Consider the following 15452-nt stretch of genomic DNA (forward strand, 5'->3'; position numbering starts at 1 on the left):
TCGTCAAGTAACGGAGTGTTTCTTCAACGTAGCAGCGATCTCGGACACTTGATGAAAAGCGGTTGTGAATTCCTCAAGCAGCGCGAGATTTTCTCGTGACTGCATGGACAACTCCTGAATTCCCTCATTGAGCGTTTTGATCCTCTCTTGCATTTGCAGCAGCTGACCTTCGATCTCGTCTACCGATTTTTTGCTATGCTCCGCCAATTTCCGAATCTCATTGGCAACGACCACGAATCCTCTCCCATGTTCTGCCGCCCGCGCGGCCTCGATCGACGCATTTAACCCTAACAGGTTGGTCTGCGTCGAAATGGTTTTGATAAACGCAAGGATGCTGCGGATTTCATTCATGCTTTTGGCAAACTCTTGGGATTTTGCAGCAACCGCCTGAAACCGCTCGGCCGCATGGTGCGTGGCTCCTTTAATTTCTTTTGAAGAGGATGACATTTCCTGAACAAGCGTCCCTAATTTTTCGGCCCCAAACCGGAAAAGGTCCACTCTCTCGGTGGAAGATAGCGATGTGAGTGCCCCAACGAGCTTTTGATCTTCATAGACAGGCACCGCAATTCCGATGTAGGGGATTCCAAGCGATTCTGCGCCTTTTTCCTCACGCACGACCTTCTCGGACGTAATCGCCATGTAAGAAACGGTGTGCTTTAATTTTTCCAGTGGCGTCCCGATCTCAAGCGCCTTAAGCTTGAACGCCTTCCCCGGAAGATAGGCGATCAATTGATGCAGATCAAATAACGCTAAACATGTATCATCTGGATAGCTTGCCTGAATGTATGCGAGATTGTCTTGCAAATCCTGAAGTCTTCGTGACATGGGTACCACCTCCTTCAAGCGGTGCTGTATGGCCCATCTTACGTAACCTTATAAAAACGGAGCCGAATCAACTCATCCTCAGCTACGACTTCCGCTTCGGCAACCATGATGGTGCGATTCAACCAGGCGTTCTGTTCACCACACGCACGAAACATCGGGGTCGTTCGGAAATAAATCACATCGGCCTTGGAAACACCATCATAGTAACCGCGATTTTCCACATAGATCTTATCCCCATCCACCGTCTCGATCGTGTACACGGCCTTCACTTCTTCAATCCCGTCAGGACGGGCCACAAGCCAATCTGCGCCGCCGGGCAAGACAACCCCTTTCAAATCCGGTCCGTCGATCGTCCCACCGGTAATGGGGATCATATGCTGGATGCCCAGCGGTGTTTCTCCTATGACAACCGCCCTCTCAATTGCCACATTAATTTCAAATGAAAATTGTAGTCCAATCGCCATTGGCTACTGCCCCTTTCCATACATGTGTTATCCCCGACCGTCAGCCAAGCTCCTCCCAGCATAAGCGAATAGGCATCCAACACCAGCAAATCGCTGGCAACGGCGCGCAATTATTAGAATTATACGAAAACGACCAACTTGAACCTACAACCACCAGTGACGAATTTGCTTTCGATTTTCGTCCATGGTAAAGGAGAAAACAAACGGCGCAACGCGCGGAAAAAGACTGACAACGAGGACGTCAGTCTTTTTCCTGAAAGATTGTTGCGTTACGTGAGGTCTTCCGCCGCATATACGATCGTTCCATCCACCATCGTCAATTTTACGGTTGTCGCTAAAATTTCTTCACTTGGCACGGCAAACAGATTTCGATCAAGAACGACAATGTCCGCCAGTTTGCCAACTTCCAGCGTACCCAGCTCATGATCGCGGAAGGTGCCGTATGCTGGGGTCACGGTATACGCTTTTAGCGCATCCGCCAATGAGATGCTCTGCTCCGGATTCCACTGCTGTTCATCGCTGTTATCGATGCGTGTTACAGCACGATAGATCTCGGTCATCGGATTCAAGCCGACGATGGGAAAATCGCTACCGATCACAAGTTTTGCTCCTGTTTCTAGGATCGATCCGGTCGCCCATGCGTATTTGCCCCGCTCCTCCCCGATGCAGGCTAGATAGGTTTCACGATCGGCAGCGTACATATGATCCGGTTGAATCGATGCAATCACGCCCAATTTGTGAAAACGGGGGATGTCATCCGGATGAATCACCTCGATGTGTTCAATCGAATGGCGGGAATCCCGTTTTCCATTCGCCTGCTGCGCCTCTTCAAAAGCGTCCAATGCCAAGCGCACGGCACCGTCGCCGACGGCGTGGAACCGAATGCTGAACCCTTCTCGGTCTGCGTCGCGCACCCACTTCTTGATGACGTCTGGAGGAAAAGCGGTGTCGCCGCACATTTCCGGCCGGTTTGCATACGGTCCAATCAAGTGTGCCGTATAGGCGGTCACCACTCCATCGATAAACTGCTTGAGCGCGACGACTCTCAGCATGCTTGATTGATACGTTTCTTTCAACTGCTTCGCCCGATCCAGATCGCTGTTCAAAGCCGGCAGCAAATGAATCCGTGCGGTGAGCTCTCCTTTGTCCTCGAATTCTTTGAGAATCTCGTAATCCTCCAAAATCTCATACACTTCCGTCGCATACAGATCATTCATGGCTGTGACGCCAAGACAAGCCGCGTGCCGCAAGAAATTCGTAATGGTCCTATGTTTCTTTTCCTTGGTTAGTTTGTAGGCTCCTGCAGTTATCAATGTCATCGCGTGCTCGGATAAAATCCCGGTCGGTACTCCATTTTCATCCTTTTCGATAACCCCGAATGGGGGATTTGCCGTGTCTTTGGTGACATTCATCACTTCTAAGGCTTTGCTATTCACCCAAGCGTAGTGGCCCTCATTGTGGAAGAGAATCGCTGGACGGTCAGGCAGCACTTGATCCAATGAGGAGCGATGAGGCCACTGTTTCTTGTGCCAAAATCCCGCATCCCAGCTGAAACCGATGATCCACTCTTCATCAGGATGCGACTCGGCATATTCCTTGACCATTGCCGCCACTTCTTCTTCCGAACGTGCGTCATGCAGATAGATGCTATCTAGATGAATGGCGCCCATAATGATATGAAGATGAAAATCGTGAAAGCCCGGCATAATCAACTGATCGCCAAACCGATAAATTTTGGTCTGTGGGCCGATCCATGACTCTAGTTCTTGCTCTTGGCCAATGGCAACGATTTTATTGCCCTGTATGGCAATCGCTGCAGCCATCGGTGTATCGGCAAGTCCTGTGAATACAGCGTTGCTGGTAAGAATAACATCTGCTTGATGCTGGTTTTCCATCGACATCGTTATCATCCTCTCTCATTGAAACAAATTGAACCTCATTGGTTCAGGCCATCGTTTTCAGTTTTATGAATTAATAGGTTGAATATTCCGTCTCTTGATTTGCTGTTCCACTTTTTTTGTACACGATTTCTCCTCTCCTTGCTTACTGTAATGGTCCCGCTATGGGAACATGTAAATTGCAACACCCATGCCAACGTTCCCCTTTGCATGGATAGCTTAAGCGAGCAAAGGTCGCCAGTATTTACTTAAAATTCAAACTACTTTGTCGTATAATGAATGGAAATCGGTTCAATTGAAGCGTTTTTGGTTCGGTTTTTTTGTTGATGTAGCAAGGTTCACTCCCCATTGAACCGTTTGCGGTGCGAAAACGGTATCTGTTCCAAGGAGGATGCAAACGATGTACGACATTCCTGACCAAATTGAAACGAAAGATCTTCTAAAAATTATGGATACCATTTCAAGTGGGATTAATATCTGTGACAGAAACGGAACGATTATTTGGGTGAATCAAGCGTGCTGCAAAATATTAAACAAAAGCAGGGTAGAGTTGATTGGCGGCAATGTCGTCCACATGAAAAAAGAAGGAGCGTTTACTCCTTCCGTAATCGAGATGGCTTTAAACGCCAAACAATCTGTCGCAACCGTGCAAGAGATTACCGGGGGAAATAAGGTGGCAGTAGCAGCGGAGATTATTTTTGATGAAGAGGACAACCCCAAATACTGTTTGGCGCATGGCAATGATATAAGCAACTGGGTGGATCATGTATCCAAGATCCACTGGGACGACATCCGCCCCATATTAAAACGGTACATGCAAGAAATAAAGAGTATGGATACCCGACTGATTTTAACCAAGGAAGCGCAGCCCTACGTCGGGCTAAGTAAAGCACACGAACTGCTGGCTGATATCATGGGAAGAGTGGCACGAGTTGATTCAACTGTGCTGATAACAGGTGAAACCGGTGTTGGGAAAAACGTAGCGGCAAAGCGTATTCACGATTTGAGCGAACGGCGCAATCATCCATTTGTTCACTTAAATTGTGCAGCGATTCCGGATTTACTGCTCGAATCAGAAATATTTGGTTACCACAAAGGAGCGTTTACAGGGGCGAATCCAACTGGCAAACCAGGGCTGGTCAAACTGGCTGAAAAAGGAACGCTTTTTTTGGACGAGATCAGTGAACTTCCGATCCATTTGCAGTCCAAGCTGCTTCAATTACTGCAAGACAAAACCTATATGCCCATTGGCGGTTCCCAGCTGCTCAAGGCTGATGTTCGCATCATCGTCGCTACGAACCGCGAGATTGAGGAAATGGTGCGGGAAGGCAAATTTCGAGCTGATCTGTATTACCGCCTCCATATTTTGCCGGTTACCATTCCACCGCTACGTAAGCGAAAAGAAGATATTTTACCTCTACTTCACTACTATCTGAAAAAAAGCAATCAGATGCACAATCAAAAACGGACATTCTCCAAGCAAGTGCTCGATGTATTTCAACAATATCAATGGCCGGGCAATATACGCGAGCTGGAAAATACGGTTGAGCGACTCGTCATCATGGCAAAAGAGGAAGAGATCGCGGTTCACGATTTGCCTCACTCCTTTCTTACCACAACGATGAAAACGGAAACCATCGAGTCTTTGAGAGAAGGCAAAACGTTAAGCGAGATTCTCGAAAGTGTCGAAAAGAGCATTATTGAGCACGCATTCATAGAAAATAAGACAACGCGAAAAACGGCAAAAGCCCTTGGAATTACCCAAACCTCGCTGATGCGTCGATTAGGCAAGTACAAAATCCGCAGCGAAATGAATCTTTAATTCGCGTTCATCGATAGCAAGCTAGTATGCTCAATATGGCTGTTCACCACGATCCGAAACTGGACATGCGGAAACATTTGCTCCCATTTCGCTTTCATGGTTTTCCAAGCTTGCGGATGCTCCCGATGGATCAGTTCGCCAACTCCCAATAGATCAAGATTATTTTTTTGCATATACACGATGAATTCTTGCATTTGCTGTTTCAATTTTTCATTCAGGCGCTGCTCCATTTTCTCAATTTCTGTAGTGGTGATCTCGGTCCCACACTGAACGTCTACGATATTGAAGTCGCTGAACAGCTCAATGGTAAGCTGCGGCGCCTTCCCTTTCAGGACGCTGCTTATTTTTGAATGATTGTGTGTATTTTCAAAGGTGATTTTTCCGGTTGGTTTCTCACAGGAAAGCGTTTCGACTGCACCACTCGCTTCATTGATGGCACGAAGATAGGATTTGGTTTTGCCTGCATCCATGTATGAATGGAGCTTATCACCCTTAAAGGCGAAGAGACCCACGGTTCGGATCGATTTTTGATTGGAGATTGGCAGTTTGAACATTTGAACCGCGGGTATCGTTAAATCATGGTATTGATTGATCAACGTTTGCGATACTTGGATTTGGGTCATCTTTTTCGTGTTCGCTGTGGTTTTTTGAGCGTCGACTAGCCCTCTTAACCCAGTGGAAATGAACGCTTGCTGAGGGATACGTGTTCCAAGGAGGTCTGCAGCCCGCTGTTCCGCGATGAACACGTTCATGGTATTGCGAAAATGGCGCTGCCGCATAAGCACATCAAAGTACTTCCTAATTCCTCCTTTGGCCAAATCCTTGCTGATGATGAGCGCGTTCGCATGGCCCCAGATCAAATAGCGCGAGGAGCTGTTCCGGAGTTTTCTTGCTGCTTCGAATATCGACTCTCCTGTAACCGTGAGAAAAACAGGCTTTCCTTTTAAACCGATGGGCCCTTGAGTCTGACTCTGAGAAACCAAGTCGGATATCTCAATGGTTAATCGAATCTGGTTGCCCTTCTCTTTATCAACCGCTACGGTATGAATAATAGCAACGTTGTTTAACTCTTCCCTCCCCCAGCATCCTGTCATCGTGATCAGGAGGAGAACAATCATCAAAACAACGACAATCGGATGTCTGTTCATATAGATCCCCCATCAAGCGGATTTTTTGTTTATTTGATTCACAATGATTGCCAGGAGAAGCACGAGTGAGGGAATGGCGAGTTGAAACACGGAAAAATACCAGGCGCCTGCGGAGTAGACATCATCAAGTTGAGCAAAGGTTGGCACTTTGAACCGTGTGATCACAATCATGGAGAGAGCGATTGGGATGATGATCGCTCGAGGATTGCTTATCTGCAGAATCGTTGAGAGAGCCTGCACGCTTCCCATAAAATAACTTGTGATCTTAACGAAAACCCCAATCATCCACATCGTGATGATTAAGATATCCAGGCGATCTAGGATATTCGCAATGTTAATGTTCTGGATCAATGAAAACGTAGGGTATGTAAGGGTTGCAGCGGTTTCTGCGCCCACTAGCATAACGACAGAAACGACTGCGGAGCAAATGAAAAACATCGTCAAGCCAATTCCTGCAGTCGCATACAAGGGCGTAAATTTCGTTTTACGAACATGATTGATGATCATCGAAATGATCATCACGTCCCCAAAGAAGGTTTCCGTAACAAGGAATTGCCGAAACGGTGCAGCGATCCCATTTTCTAAAACAGGGAGCAAATAGTGCGGGTGGTACTCATTAACCAGTAAACAAAAACTAATAAAATAGATGCCAACGATAATCGGAAATAATAACTCTGATACGCTGGCAAACACCTCTACACCATGAAAGGTCGCGTACACTGCCATGAGCAAGGCGATGATCGCGTAAACGAAAAATGGCGTTGACGGTTCAACGGTAATCAACAAAAAGTCTACGAATTCCCGTATCACCCAGGTAGATATATCGATAAAGTAAAAGAGATAAACAAAATTGAGCAGCCCCCCAAACACTTTTCCCAGCAGCTGTTGATGAATTTCCATCAGATTTTTTCCTGGGTACAATCGCTCCATCCATAGGAATACATAGAGATTGAGCAAGCCTACCAAACCAGAAACGAGAACAACCAGCCACCCATCCCTCCCCGCAATTTGGGAGACTGCTCTGGGGATGTACAGAATCGATGATGCGATTGTGATGATCGAAATGAGAATCATGAATTGACGATTCGTAATAATTTCTTTTCTCATTTCTCCATCCGCCTCTCCCTATGACCGTTTTGTCCGAAAGAAAGTGTGCCGCTTTTTATTCAAATTAAGTGGTCGACGAATCAAAACATCGCTCATGTGAGTCAAATTGGCGGGAGCTACTGGAGATAGATAAGGGACACCGAATGAACGCAGGGAGGCCATATGAATCAGCAAGAGGATCCCTATGGTAATCAGCCCGACGTAACCGAGGAATCCGCCAACGATGATGACGAGAAAACGCAAGATTCGTATGGCATACGCCCCATTATTCGATGGTAACGTAAACGAACAGATTCCCGTGAATGCAACCAGAAGGACTGTCACTGGGGAAACAATGCCTGCCTGCACAGCTGCCTGACCCAATACAAGTGCCCCTACGATGCTGACAGCAGACCCCACTTGTCTAGGCAAGCGGATTCCGGCCTCGCGAAGAATCTCGAACACCCCTTCCATCAGCAAGACTTCGACAATGGTCGGATAGGGAACCGGTTCCCTTCCTTGCGCAATTGTCATCAAAAACGGGGTAGGCAGAAATTCATGATGAAACGTAATGGTTGCGACAAAAAAAGCAGGCAAATACAAGGTGACGAATGCGCAAAACAGACGCAGAAGCCGCAGCAGGGAAGAAATATGATACCGCCAATAATAATCTTCGCTTATCTGAAACGACTGTAAAAATACGAATGGTGCCAAAAGAGCCGTCGGAACACCATTTACCATCAGGGCCACTCTGCCTTCCAATAGCGCTCCGACCACCCGGTCAGGCCGCGAAGTAGACTCAAGCAAGGGAAAAGGCGTCATGCGGTCGTCCGTGATCCATTCCTCTATATAATTCACATCTAAAATGGCCTCGTTGGGGATACTTGCCAAACGACTGCGTATTTCCTCCAAAAGCTGCTCGGAAACAATTCCTTTCATTGATAAAATGGCTATCTTGTTTTGAGTGACCGTGCCAAGCTCGTGGTATTCCACCGTAAGTAGTGTCGACGGGCAGTGAAAACGCACAAGTGCAATGTTCGTTCCCAATAGCTCAATAAAACCATCATGAGGCCCTTTAATCGTAACCTCGCTTTCCGGTTCTTGAATGGAACGTGTCTTGATGGCTGCAGTTTCGACGGCGATTGCATGGTCAACTCCTTCAAACAAAAACAACGAGTTGCCGTTAATCAATATTGTCATCGCTTCATCAAGCGTATTGATTTTGATTACGGACCGCGCTTCTGTGACCAACAGTGAAGCCACCATGTTTTCAATCGGAGTGCTGATGAATGCAGTCTGTGCCATTGTCGTTAGCAATGATTTCAGCAAGTTGCTGGGATCGGATAAATCAGAGAAATACAGCACGGTAAAGGAATGATGCTCATCCACTTCCACCGTTTTTACGATGAGGTCTTGCGTGTAATGTAAGCATCGCTCGATCGCTGCGATGTTTTCTTTCACATTGGTTTGTAGGTTGAGATCAACTTGCATAGCAGGTTACGATCCACCTCCTGTGACAAGTATTTTTTCCCAATTGATAGGTTTTATTCTATCTGCATGACCTCGAACAAAAAGGGAAATCTATATGAAAACTTTGTTTTAGGGGACCGTGATGAAATCTTTTCTGTTTGTGCATCTACTATCGCTTGTCTGGGTGTTGCTCCTTATCTGGTATTTACCTGGCAGTCCTTTTTTGTCGACCAAAGAAACGAATATGTGGATGTTTCTGTTGGTCGACGCCATCGCATTCGTGCCCATACTCTGCTTGATCTGTCTGGCCGTTTGGATGGAAAAAAGGAAAACGGGGAAGCAATCTGCAACGACAAAAACAGCGGAATAGCAACTCTATCCGCTGTCGTTATCAAGACATCAATTATTGCTGCTGGGCCTCCCAAATCAGTCGCCCATCTTCTCCAACGATTTCTCCTACGGATGTCAGGAGAATATCGGCCAATTCCCTGAGCTCATCAGAACCACTTACGCCTGACAGTACGCCTACCGCAAGTCCGGCTGAACCATTTTTGGCAAGCAAGAGGTCGACCGTTGTATCCCCCACCACGGCGACTTCTGTCTCTTTCAATTGCGTCTTCTCGCAAAACGCCTCCAGCATGCTAGGATCCGGTTTTTTCCGATAATGATCGGAAGTTCCGATGAATTCGAAATAATCCTTGACCCCCAAATTTTCTAAACAAGTAATAGTCGATTCCCAGTCATCCGCAGTAGCAATTCCCACTTTGATTCCAAGGGTACGAAGCTGGTGAAATAGCTTTTGCAAATCTGCCGTTGGAATAATGTGTTGGGTATTCGATTGGGTCAATTGGTAGATAGTTTCGGTAATCCATGTTTCCAAGTTTTCGAATTGATTCGGATCGACATGATTGTTTACTAGCTGTTGGCAAAATGCCGTATAGATGTCTTTGGATGTGCCGCTGGCAAGAATCCCTTTCGGATCAACCTGATTGCCGTTCAAACCGATCGATTGTAACAATTTTTCTTCAAGCCTGGCGTGTGTTTCAAGTCCATGCTCATGAAGAAACTGCTCCACCAGTTGTGTGGCAAGAGGAACAAAAAAAGGATGAAAATCGAGTAACGTCCCATCCTTGTCAAACAAGATGCCTTTAATCCGACTCACTGTTGTTTCCTCCATTTTCTTCGATTCCGGCTGTGATCCATTCGATTTGTTCCAACTGTGATTCCCACCCATTCGGAACCTCTTGATCACAAACAATCACATCAATCTCCTGCAGCGGAGAAATTTTGCATAATGCTTCAATTCCTAATTTCGAATGGTCCACGAGAATGATCACTTCTTTTGCGACGCCAATCATTTTTCTTGAAATGGCTGCCTCCTCGATCTCATATTCCGAAAGCCCGGATAAAGCGATTCCGCCTGGCGACACAAACGCTTTGTTTACTTTCAAATGATCTAACATGATTTCACATAAAGCACCTCTGGAGGAATGCTGTTCTGCATGCAACGCACCGCCTACGAAAATCACCTCTCCGCTAAACAAACCTTGATTCAATGAGTCCATGAGAACATTTGCTGTGGGAAGGGAATTCGTGACGATGGTAAGCTTTGTTAAACCACGTATATGATTCGCCATTTCCAATACCGTCGTACCGCCACCCATGACGAAGGTATCACCGTGATTGATGAGTTTTGCTGCACACTTTGCGACTTTTTGCTTGGACGCGGTCCGCACATTTTGTCGTTGCGCAAATGGCGGTTCCCCAAGATCAAAATTGCTTTTGACCGCCCCACCATGCACGCGTTTCAAATAGCCTTCCTTTTCTAGCAAATCAAGATCCCGACGAATCGTTTCCATCGAGACATCGAACACGCGAGACAGCTCGGAGGCATTGACTTTCCCGCTCGTTTGCAGTTGATCCAGAACGAACTTTTTTCTCTCTACAGCCAGAATCGACACGAACCTTTCACCTGCCAGTTATAATAATATGCATTCGCCCTCAGGCAACCTTGCTTGGACAAAGGCCCCTTCTTGGAAAGGAGGGATTTGCGGAACATTGAGTTCATCTACATAAATCACCCGATTATTTGCCTGAATTTCGTACCGGCGAACATTTCCTCTCGTGATTTTATTCCGAATACAACCACGTACCCAATATCCTGATGTCTTCATCGCGGAAGGAATCTCGTCGCTATATAACTCAATCACCTCAGGTCGTACCGCATAAGAACCTGCTTGGACCTTCTCCCCGGAAAGGTGATACAAATCTTCATCTGTCAACACGTTATAGCTCCCGATAAAACGGGCGACAAATTCATTTGCCGGCGACGCATAAATGTCTTCCGGTTTGCCGCTCTGGACAATCTCACCTTGATTCATCACAAAGATACGGTCGGAAACCGTCATGGCTTCCTCCTGATCGTGCGTGACAAAAATCATGGTCATTTGTAAGCTTTTCTGTATATTCCGTAATTCGACCTGCAAGGTCTTGCGAATTTTTGCGTCGAGCGCGCTTAATGGTTCGTCCAACAGCAAAATATCGGGTTCGGATACGATCGCTCTCGCCAGCGCAACACGCTGCTGTTGTCCTCCAGAGAGCTGGTGGGGATACGCGAATTCTTTTCCTGTCAAATGAATCAGCTCGATGACTTGCGCTACTTTTGTGGCAATGTCGCTTTTCGTCACCTTTTTCATTTTCAAACCAAAAGCGATATTGTCAAAGACGGTCATGTTCGGAAATAACGCATAGGATTGGAATACCATCCCCACGTTTCGTTTTTGTACAGGCAAGTCCGTGATGTTTTTGCCATTCACGCTGATCAAGCCGCTGTCAACCGTTTCCAACCCGGCAATCGCCCTCAGTAACGTGCTCTTTCCGCATCCGCTAGGGCCAAGCAATGTAACGAATTCACCTTTTTCGATTTCAAGCGAGATATTTTGAAGCACCGCCGTTTCTGCGAAATTCTTTCGAACGTGGTCAATGTGTACGTAGCTCATGATACGCGCTCCTTTCGTTCATGGTTTTGCAGTCTCGCCCCCAGCTTCAACATGACAAGGGAACTGATCAAAACGATCACAAAATACGTAATGACGATGGCGCTGGATAAATGGCCATTTTCTTTGAGACGCTTCATGAGATAGATTTGAATGGTTTCGAAGTGGCCGCCAACAAGCATATTCGCCAACACAAATTCTCCGAACAAGATCGAAAGCGACAACAGGGACGAAACGAGTATACCGGGAATCAAATTCGGCAAAACAACAAGGACAAACGCCTTCCATTTGCTCGCTCCCAGCATCTCTGCGGCTTCAAGCAACCGTTTGACATCGATGGTTCTCAGGCTGTTTCTGATTCCTTGATACATATACGGCATAATCAATACATAGTAAGCACCGATAATGATCCAGATGGTTCCGGTCAAGACAATCGGCTTGCTCGCATACATCTTGATCAATCCAACGGCAGCCACTACACCTGGAATGGCATATGGCAGCATGACCAGCGCTTGGATGAATCGCTCCAACTTGGGAACATACACCGTAACCACAAAAACAGTCAGCACCATGGTAATCACGCTAAGCAACAGGGCGAGAATACAGATCAATGCCGTCCTCCCCAATGCATCGATAAACCGTTGATCGGAAAAAAGCTGCTCATACCAGGAGAGCGTATAGCCTGTAGGCAAGATCGTGTTTGCCCATGTTTGGGAAATCGAGTACAAAAATGTGGCTACCAAAGGCAGGACCAGATAGAACCCTACAACCAGGATGACAAGATAATGGATCCATCCTTTTCTCATCGCAAATCTCTCCTCACGCGTCGCATCATCCGTTCGTTAATCCACATGGCTCCGATCATCATCAAGCCGAGGATAACAGCGAGTGCACTCCCCAAATGTGGCTGGCTGACAACATCTCCACTCATTAACGCACCAATGCGTATCGGTAAAAGGTTATAGCTGCCGCCAACGAGTGCATAGGCCGTCGCATATGCTCCCATCGCGTTCGCAATGAGGATGCTGAACGTCCCTGCTATGCTAGGCAATATCACGGGAATACCAATATAGCGCCAAAATTGCAGGGGAGACGCACCCAATAACGCTGCGGATTCACGCCATGAGCGTTGAATTCCGGCATAAGTCGGGTAAAGCAGAAGGATGGCTAAAGGCACCTGGAAGTACACATACGATGCGATCAGTCCACTCCAGCTATATAAATCGAACGACGATTGGATATTCCAACCGGCTTCCTGCGCCAACAAGGTAATGATCCCACTGGTTCCAAGCAAAATGATATACCCGAAGGCAAGCGGGATTCCGGAAAAGTTGGACGTCATGTTGGAAAATGTGATCATCGCGGTTTGGATTTTTTTCGGCATTTTCGTAATGGAATAGGAGGAGAACAGCGCGATCACAATCCCAATCAGACTGGAGTACAAAGAAATGAGCAAACTATTGATCATTCCTTTTCGATAGTAGGCATTTGCAAAAGCCGAGACATAATGGTTCAAGCTGTACGCCTGGCCCCCATCATATTGGAAGCTGTCAATGACCATCCGAATCAGAGGCACCAATTCAAAAGCACTGACCAGCACAACAAATGGAAGCAAGGCTGCAACAGCAAACCATGCAATCTTCTGTTTCATGTGGACAACTCCCGGTTGTAATGATGGAAGGCCATTCTTTATAAGCAACGGCCTTCCTTTAACAAGTTCGCTGATTACCGGATCATATCGGAAAAATCATAGTCAAGCATGGCTTCAGACGGCGCGATTTGCAGCAATTTGCAGATCAGCGGTGTAATCGCCAGCTGTGGAATAACCTGTTCGTAACATCCTGGTTTGACTCGCTCGCTGATCATAAATAATGGCACATCTCGCTCATCGCTCCCGGTACCACCATGCTCCCCATCCGTATTCATCCCGTGATCGGCCGTGACCACGATGTGGTACCCTTCTTTCATCCAGATCGGGATCAACTCAGCAAGGTAACGGTCCATATTGATCGCTGTTTTGCGGTATTGCTTGGAATCCGAGCCATAGATATGCCCTGCATTGTCAACCCCCATCGTATGGATATAGAGGAAGTGCGGGTCATGTTTTCTTCGCAGCACTTCAGCATCCAAGAGCAGATGGGAATCAGGATAAAAATCATCGAAATAGAACGTTCCATATTGAATCGCTTTGTCTTCGTTAACCTGTTGACGATCCTCCACTTTGTCAAACGGTGTTCGATTGTACAGCTCGCTCACCCAATAAAAAGCTGTAGCAGCATTGCGCAGCCCGTTCTCTTTCGTCAAATGGAACAAGCTTTTTTGTGTCGACAATCGAATGGAGTCATTGCTTGTAATTCCATTGACCGAGGCTGGCGTCCCTGTGAGAAGCACTTCATAGAGCGGGCGAGACATGCTTGGCAATTCAGATTTCACTTTGTAAAACGCTGCTTCGTTGCGTTCCACCAGATGGTTGATAAAGCCCATTTGAGTAGCTGCTACGTTATACTGCAAACCATCGATGACAACCATGATTACCTTGTTCATACGAATTCCTCCCTATTTTATATTGACCAAAACTTGTTCTTCCCACATTTGCGGAAGCTTTTTGGCCATATCGGCCCATACCTTGTAATCATGAATAGGCTTTGCGTTCTGGTACTGCTCGGCAGGAATCAGCTTTTTGGTTACGTCTTCCGGCATTTTTACATTCGTACGAATCGGACGAGCATAGCCTTTGGCAAGATTGATCTGACCTTCATCGCTCAAAATATACTCGCGTGTCAACATCGCTGCATGAGGGTGTGGAGCGTATTTATTGATAATGGTTGTATAGCCGCTCACGACGCTACCTTCTTTCAAAATGGAGACTTCATAACGATTCGGGTCGATTTTGTCGCGGTAGCCAAGAGCGGTAAAATCCCACAAAAGCGCAACAGGAACCTCACCTTTTTCCAAGTTGGTTGGTTTCACATCCATAGACGCCAACCGTCCTTGCTTTGCCAATTGGGCAAAATAGTCCAGACCTGGCTGAATGTTGCTTTCACTGCCACCATGTGCCATCGCTGCAGCTAAGACGGTCATTTGGGCTTGGTTGGATTTGGCTACATCATCCACAACCACTTTATAATCGCCCTTTAGCAAATCATCCCATGATTTCGGTGGGTTTTTGACCAATTTTTTGTCCGTCAAAACAGCGATCGTTCCTTGATAAGCGACCAGCCAATTTCCTTTGTCGTCTTTTGCCCAATCCGGAATGTCGTTCCAATGGGAGGTTTTATAGGGGATGGTCAATCCCTTCTCCACAGCAAGCGGACCAAATGAAATGCCTACGTCGCCGATATCTGCAGTCGGATTATCTTTTTCCGCTTCAAATTTGGCGAGCTCCTCCGAACTCGACAGGTCCGTATCAGAATGAGTGAGCCCATACTTGTTAGTAACGTCATTCCATGTATCTTTCCAGTTGGCCCAGCCGTCAGGCATTCCTACACTGACTACTTGTCCTTCCTTTTTTGCCAGGTTCGTAATCTCTTCTAAAGACAGCTCTTTTTGCGGGTTATCTGTCGCTGTAGCAGCACCTGTGCTAGAAGCAGGTGGAGTTGTCCCATTTCCGCACCCGGTAATTCCTAAGGTCAATACTCCCATGAGTAACGTCGCTTGCAGAGCTTTCATTTTGCTCACGTTCTTCTCCTCCATTTGCGTTTTTGTGTGTTTTTTTGTTTTTTGTCCTAAACACAATATATATT

General features: G+C 46.7%; 15 protein-coding genes. 2 read left to right on the forward strand and 13 right to left on the reverse strand.

Features of this window, described 5'->3' with window-relative positions:
• Positions 1-3: 3 nt before the first annotated feature.
• From EDM56_RS32080 to EDM56_RS10990, 3 genes are all read right to left on the reverse strand, one after another.
• Positions 4-825, reverse strand: coding sequence for a methyl-accepting chemotaxis protein (locus EDM56_RS32080; protein WP_122917948.1), 822 nt, complete (start codon positions 823-825; stop codon positions 4-6).
• A gap of 38 nt (positions 826-863) precedes the next feature.
• A complete protein-coding gene (locus EDM56_RS10985; RefSeq protein ID WP_122917949.1) occupies positions 864-1289 on the reverse strand; it encodes a DUF3237 family protein in 426 nt (141 codons plus the stop codon).
• A gap of 269 nt (positions 1290-1558) precedes the next feature.
• On the reverse strand, positions 1559-3190 hold the full coding sequence (locus tag EDM56_RS10990; RefSeq protein ID WP_122917950.1) for an amidohydrolase: 1632 nt from the start codon (positions 3188-3190) through the stop codon (positions 1559-1561).
• Positions 3191-3587: 397 nt separating this feature from the next.
• On the opposite strand from EDM56_RS10990, the gene EDM56_RS10995 reads away from it, so the two are divergent.
• A complete protein-coding gene (locus EDM56_RS10995; protein WP_122917951.1) occupies positions 3588-5009 on the forward strand; it encodes a sigma-54 interaction domain-containing protein in 1422 nt (473 codons plus the stop codon).
• Here the strand turns inward: EDM56_RS10995 and EDM56_RS11000 are convergent.
• Genes EDM56_RS11000 through EDM56_RS11010 form a run of 3 tightly spaced genes read right to left on the reverse strand, consistent with a single transcriptional unit; the run spans position 5006 to position 8734 of the window.
• On the reverse strand, positions 5006-6157 hold the full coding sequence (locus tag EDM56_RS11000; RefSeq protein WP_122917952.1) for a Ger(x)C family spore germination protein: 1152 nt from the start codon (positions 6155-6157) through the stop codon (positions 5006-5008). The genes EDM56_RS10995 and EDM56_RS11000 overlap by 4 nt on opposite strands.
• Before the next feature lie 12 nt (positions 6158-6169).
• The gene (locus EDM56_RS11005; protein WP_122917953.1) at positions 6170-7264 is read right to left on the reverse strand and encodes a GerAB/ArcD/ProY family transporter; all 1095 of its coding nucleotides are present in this window, start codon (positions 7262-7264) and stop codon (positions 6170-6172) included.
• 18 nt (positions 7265-7282) lie between these two features.
• A complete protein-coding gene (locus tag EDM56_RS11010) occupies positions 7283-8734 on the reverse strand; it encodes a spore germination protein (RefSeq protein ID WP_122917954.1) in 1452 nt (483 codons plus the stop codon).
• A gap of 121 nt (positions 8735-8855) precedes the next feature.
• Between EDM56_RS11010 and EDM56_RS11015 the strand changes: the two genes are divergently transcribed.
• Positions 8856-9083 (forward strand): hypothetical protein, encoded by a 228-nt coding sequence (locus tag EDM56_RS11015; RefSeq protein WP_122917955.1) that lies wholly within the window; start codon positions 8856-8858, stop codon positions 9081-9083.
• A gap of 33 nt (positions 9084-9116) precedes the next feature.
• Here EDM56_RS11015 and EDM56_RS11020 read toward each other — a convergent pair whose 3' ends face one another.
• From EDM56_RS11020 to EDM56_RS11050, 7 genes are all read right to left on the reverse strand, one after another.
• A complete protein-coding gene (locus EDM56_RS11020; protein ID WP_246009346.1) occupies positions 9117-9875 on the reverse strand; it encodes an HAD family hydrolase in 759 nt (252 codons plus the stop codon).
• Positions 9862-10674: a DeoR/GlpR family DNA-binding transcription regulator gene (locus EDM56_RS11025; RefSeq protein WP_122917957.1), complete on the reverse strand. Its 813-nt coding sequence runs from the start codon at positions 10672-10674 to the stop codon at positions 9862-9864. Before EDM56_RS11025 ends, EDM56_RS11020 begins: the two co-directional genes overlap by 14 nt.
• Positions 10675-10692: 18 nt before the next feature.
• Positions 10693-11712 carry an ABC transporter ATP-binding protein gene (locus EDM56_RS11030; protein ID WP_122917958.1) on the reverse strand — a complete coding sequence of 340 codons (1020 nt, stop codon included), beginning with the start codon at positions 11710-11712 and terminating at the stop codon, positions 10693-10695.
• Complete coding sequence (locus tag EDM56_RS11035; RefSeq protein ID WP_122917959.1) at positions 11709-12515, reverse strand: ABC transporter permease; 807 nt, start codon at positions 12513-12515, stop codon at positions 11709-11711. The genes EDM56_RS11030 and EDM56_RS11035 overlap by 4 nt, the downstream gene beginning before the upstream one ends.
• The gene (locus EDM56_RS11040; protein WP_122917960.1) at positions 12512-13360 is read right to left on the reverse strand and encodes an ABC transporter permease; all 849 of its coding nucleotides are present in this window, start codon (positions 13358-13360) and stop codon (positions 12512-12514) included. The genes EDM56_RS11035 and EDM56_RS11040 overlap by 4 nt, the downstream gene beginning before the upstream one ends.
• A gap of 74 nt (positions 13361-13434) precedes the next feature.
• Positions 13435-14253 carry an alkaline phosphatase family protein gene (locus EDM56_RS11045; protein ID WP_122917961.1) on the reverse strand — a complete coding sequence of 273 codons (819 nt, stop codon included), beginning with the start codon at positions 14251-14253 and terminating at the stop codon, positions 13435-13437.
• Positions 14254-14265: 12 nt separating this feature from the next.
• Positions 14266-15378, reverse strand: a complete 1113-nt coding sequence (locus tag EDM56_RS11050) for an ABC transporter substrate-binding protein (RefSeq protein WP_122918271.1) — start codon at positions 15376-15378, stop codon at positions 14266-14268.
• Positions 15379-15452: the final 74 nt, after the last annotated feature.

The organism is Brevibacillus fluminis, from assembly GCF_003710825.1.
Taxonomy (GTDB): domain Bacteria; phylum Bacillota; class Bacilli; order Brevibacillales; family Brevibacillaceae; genus Brevibacillus_D; species Brevibacillus_D fluminis.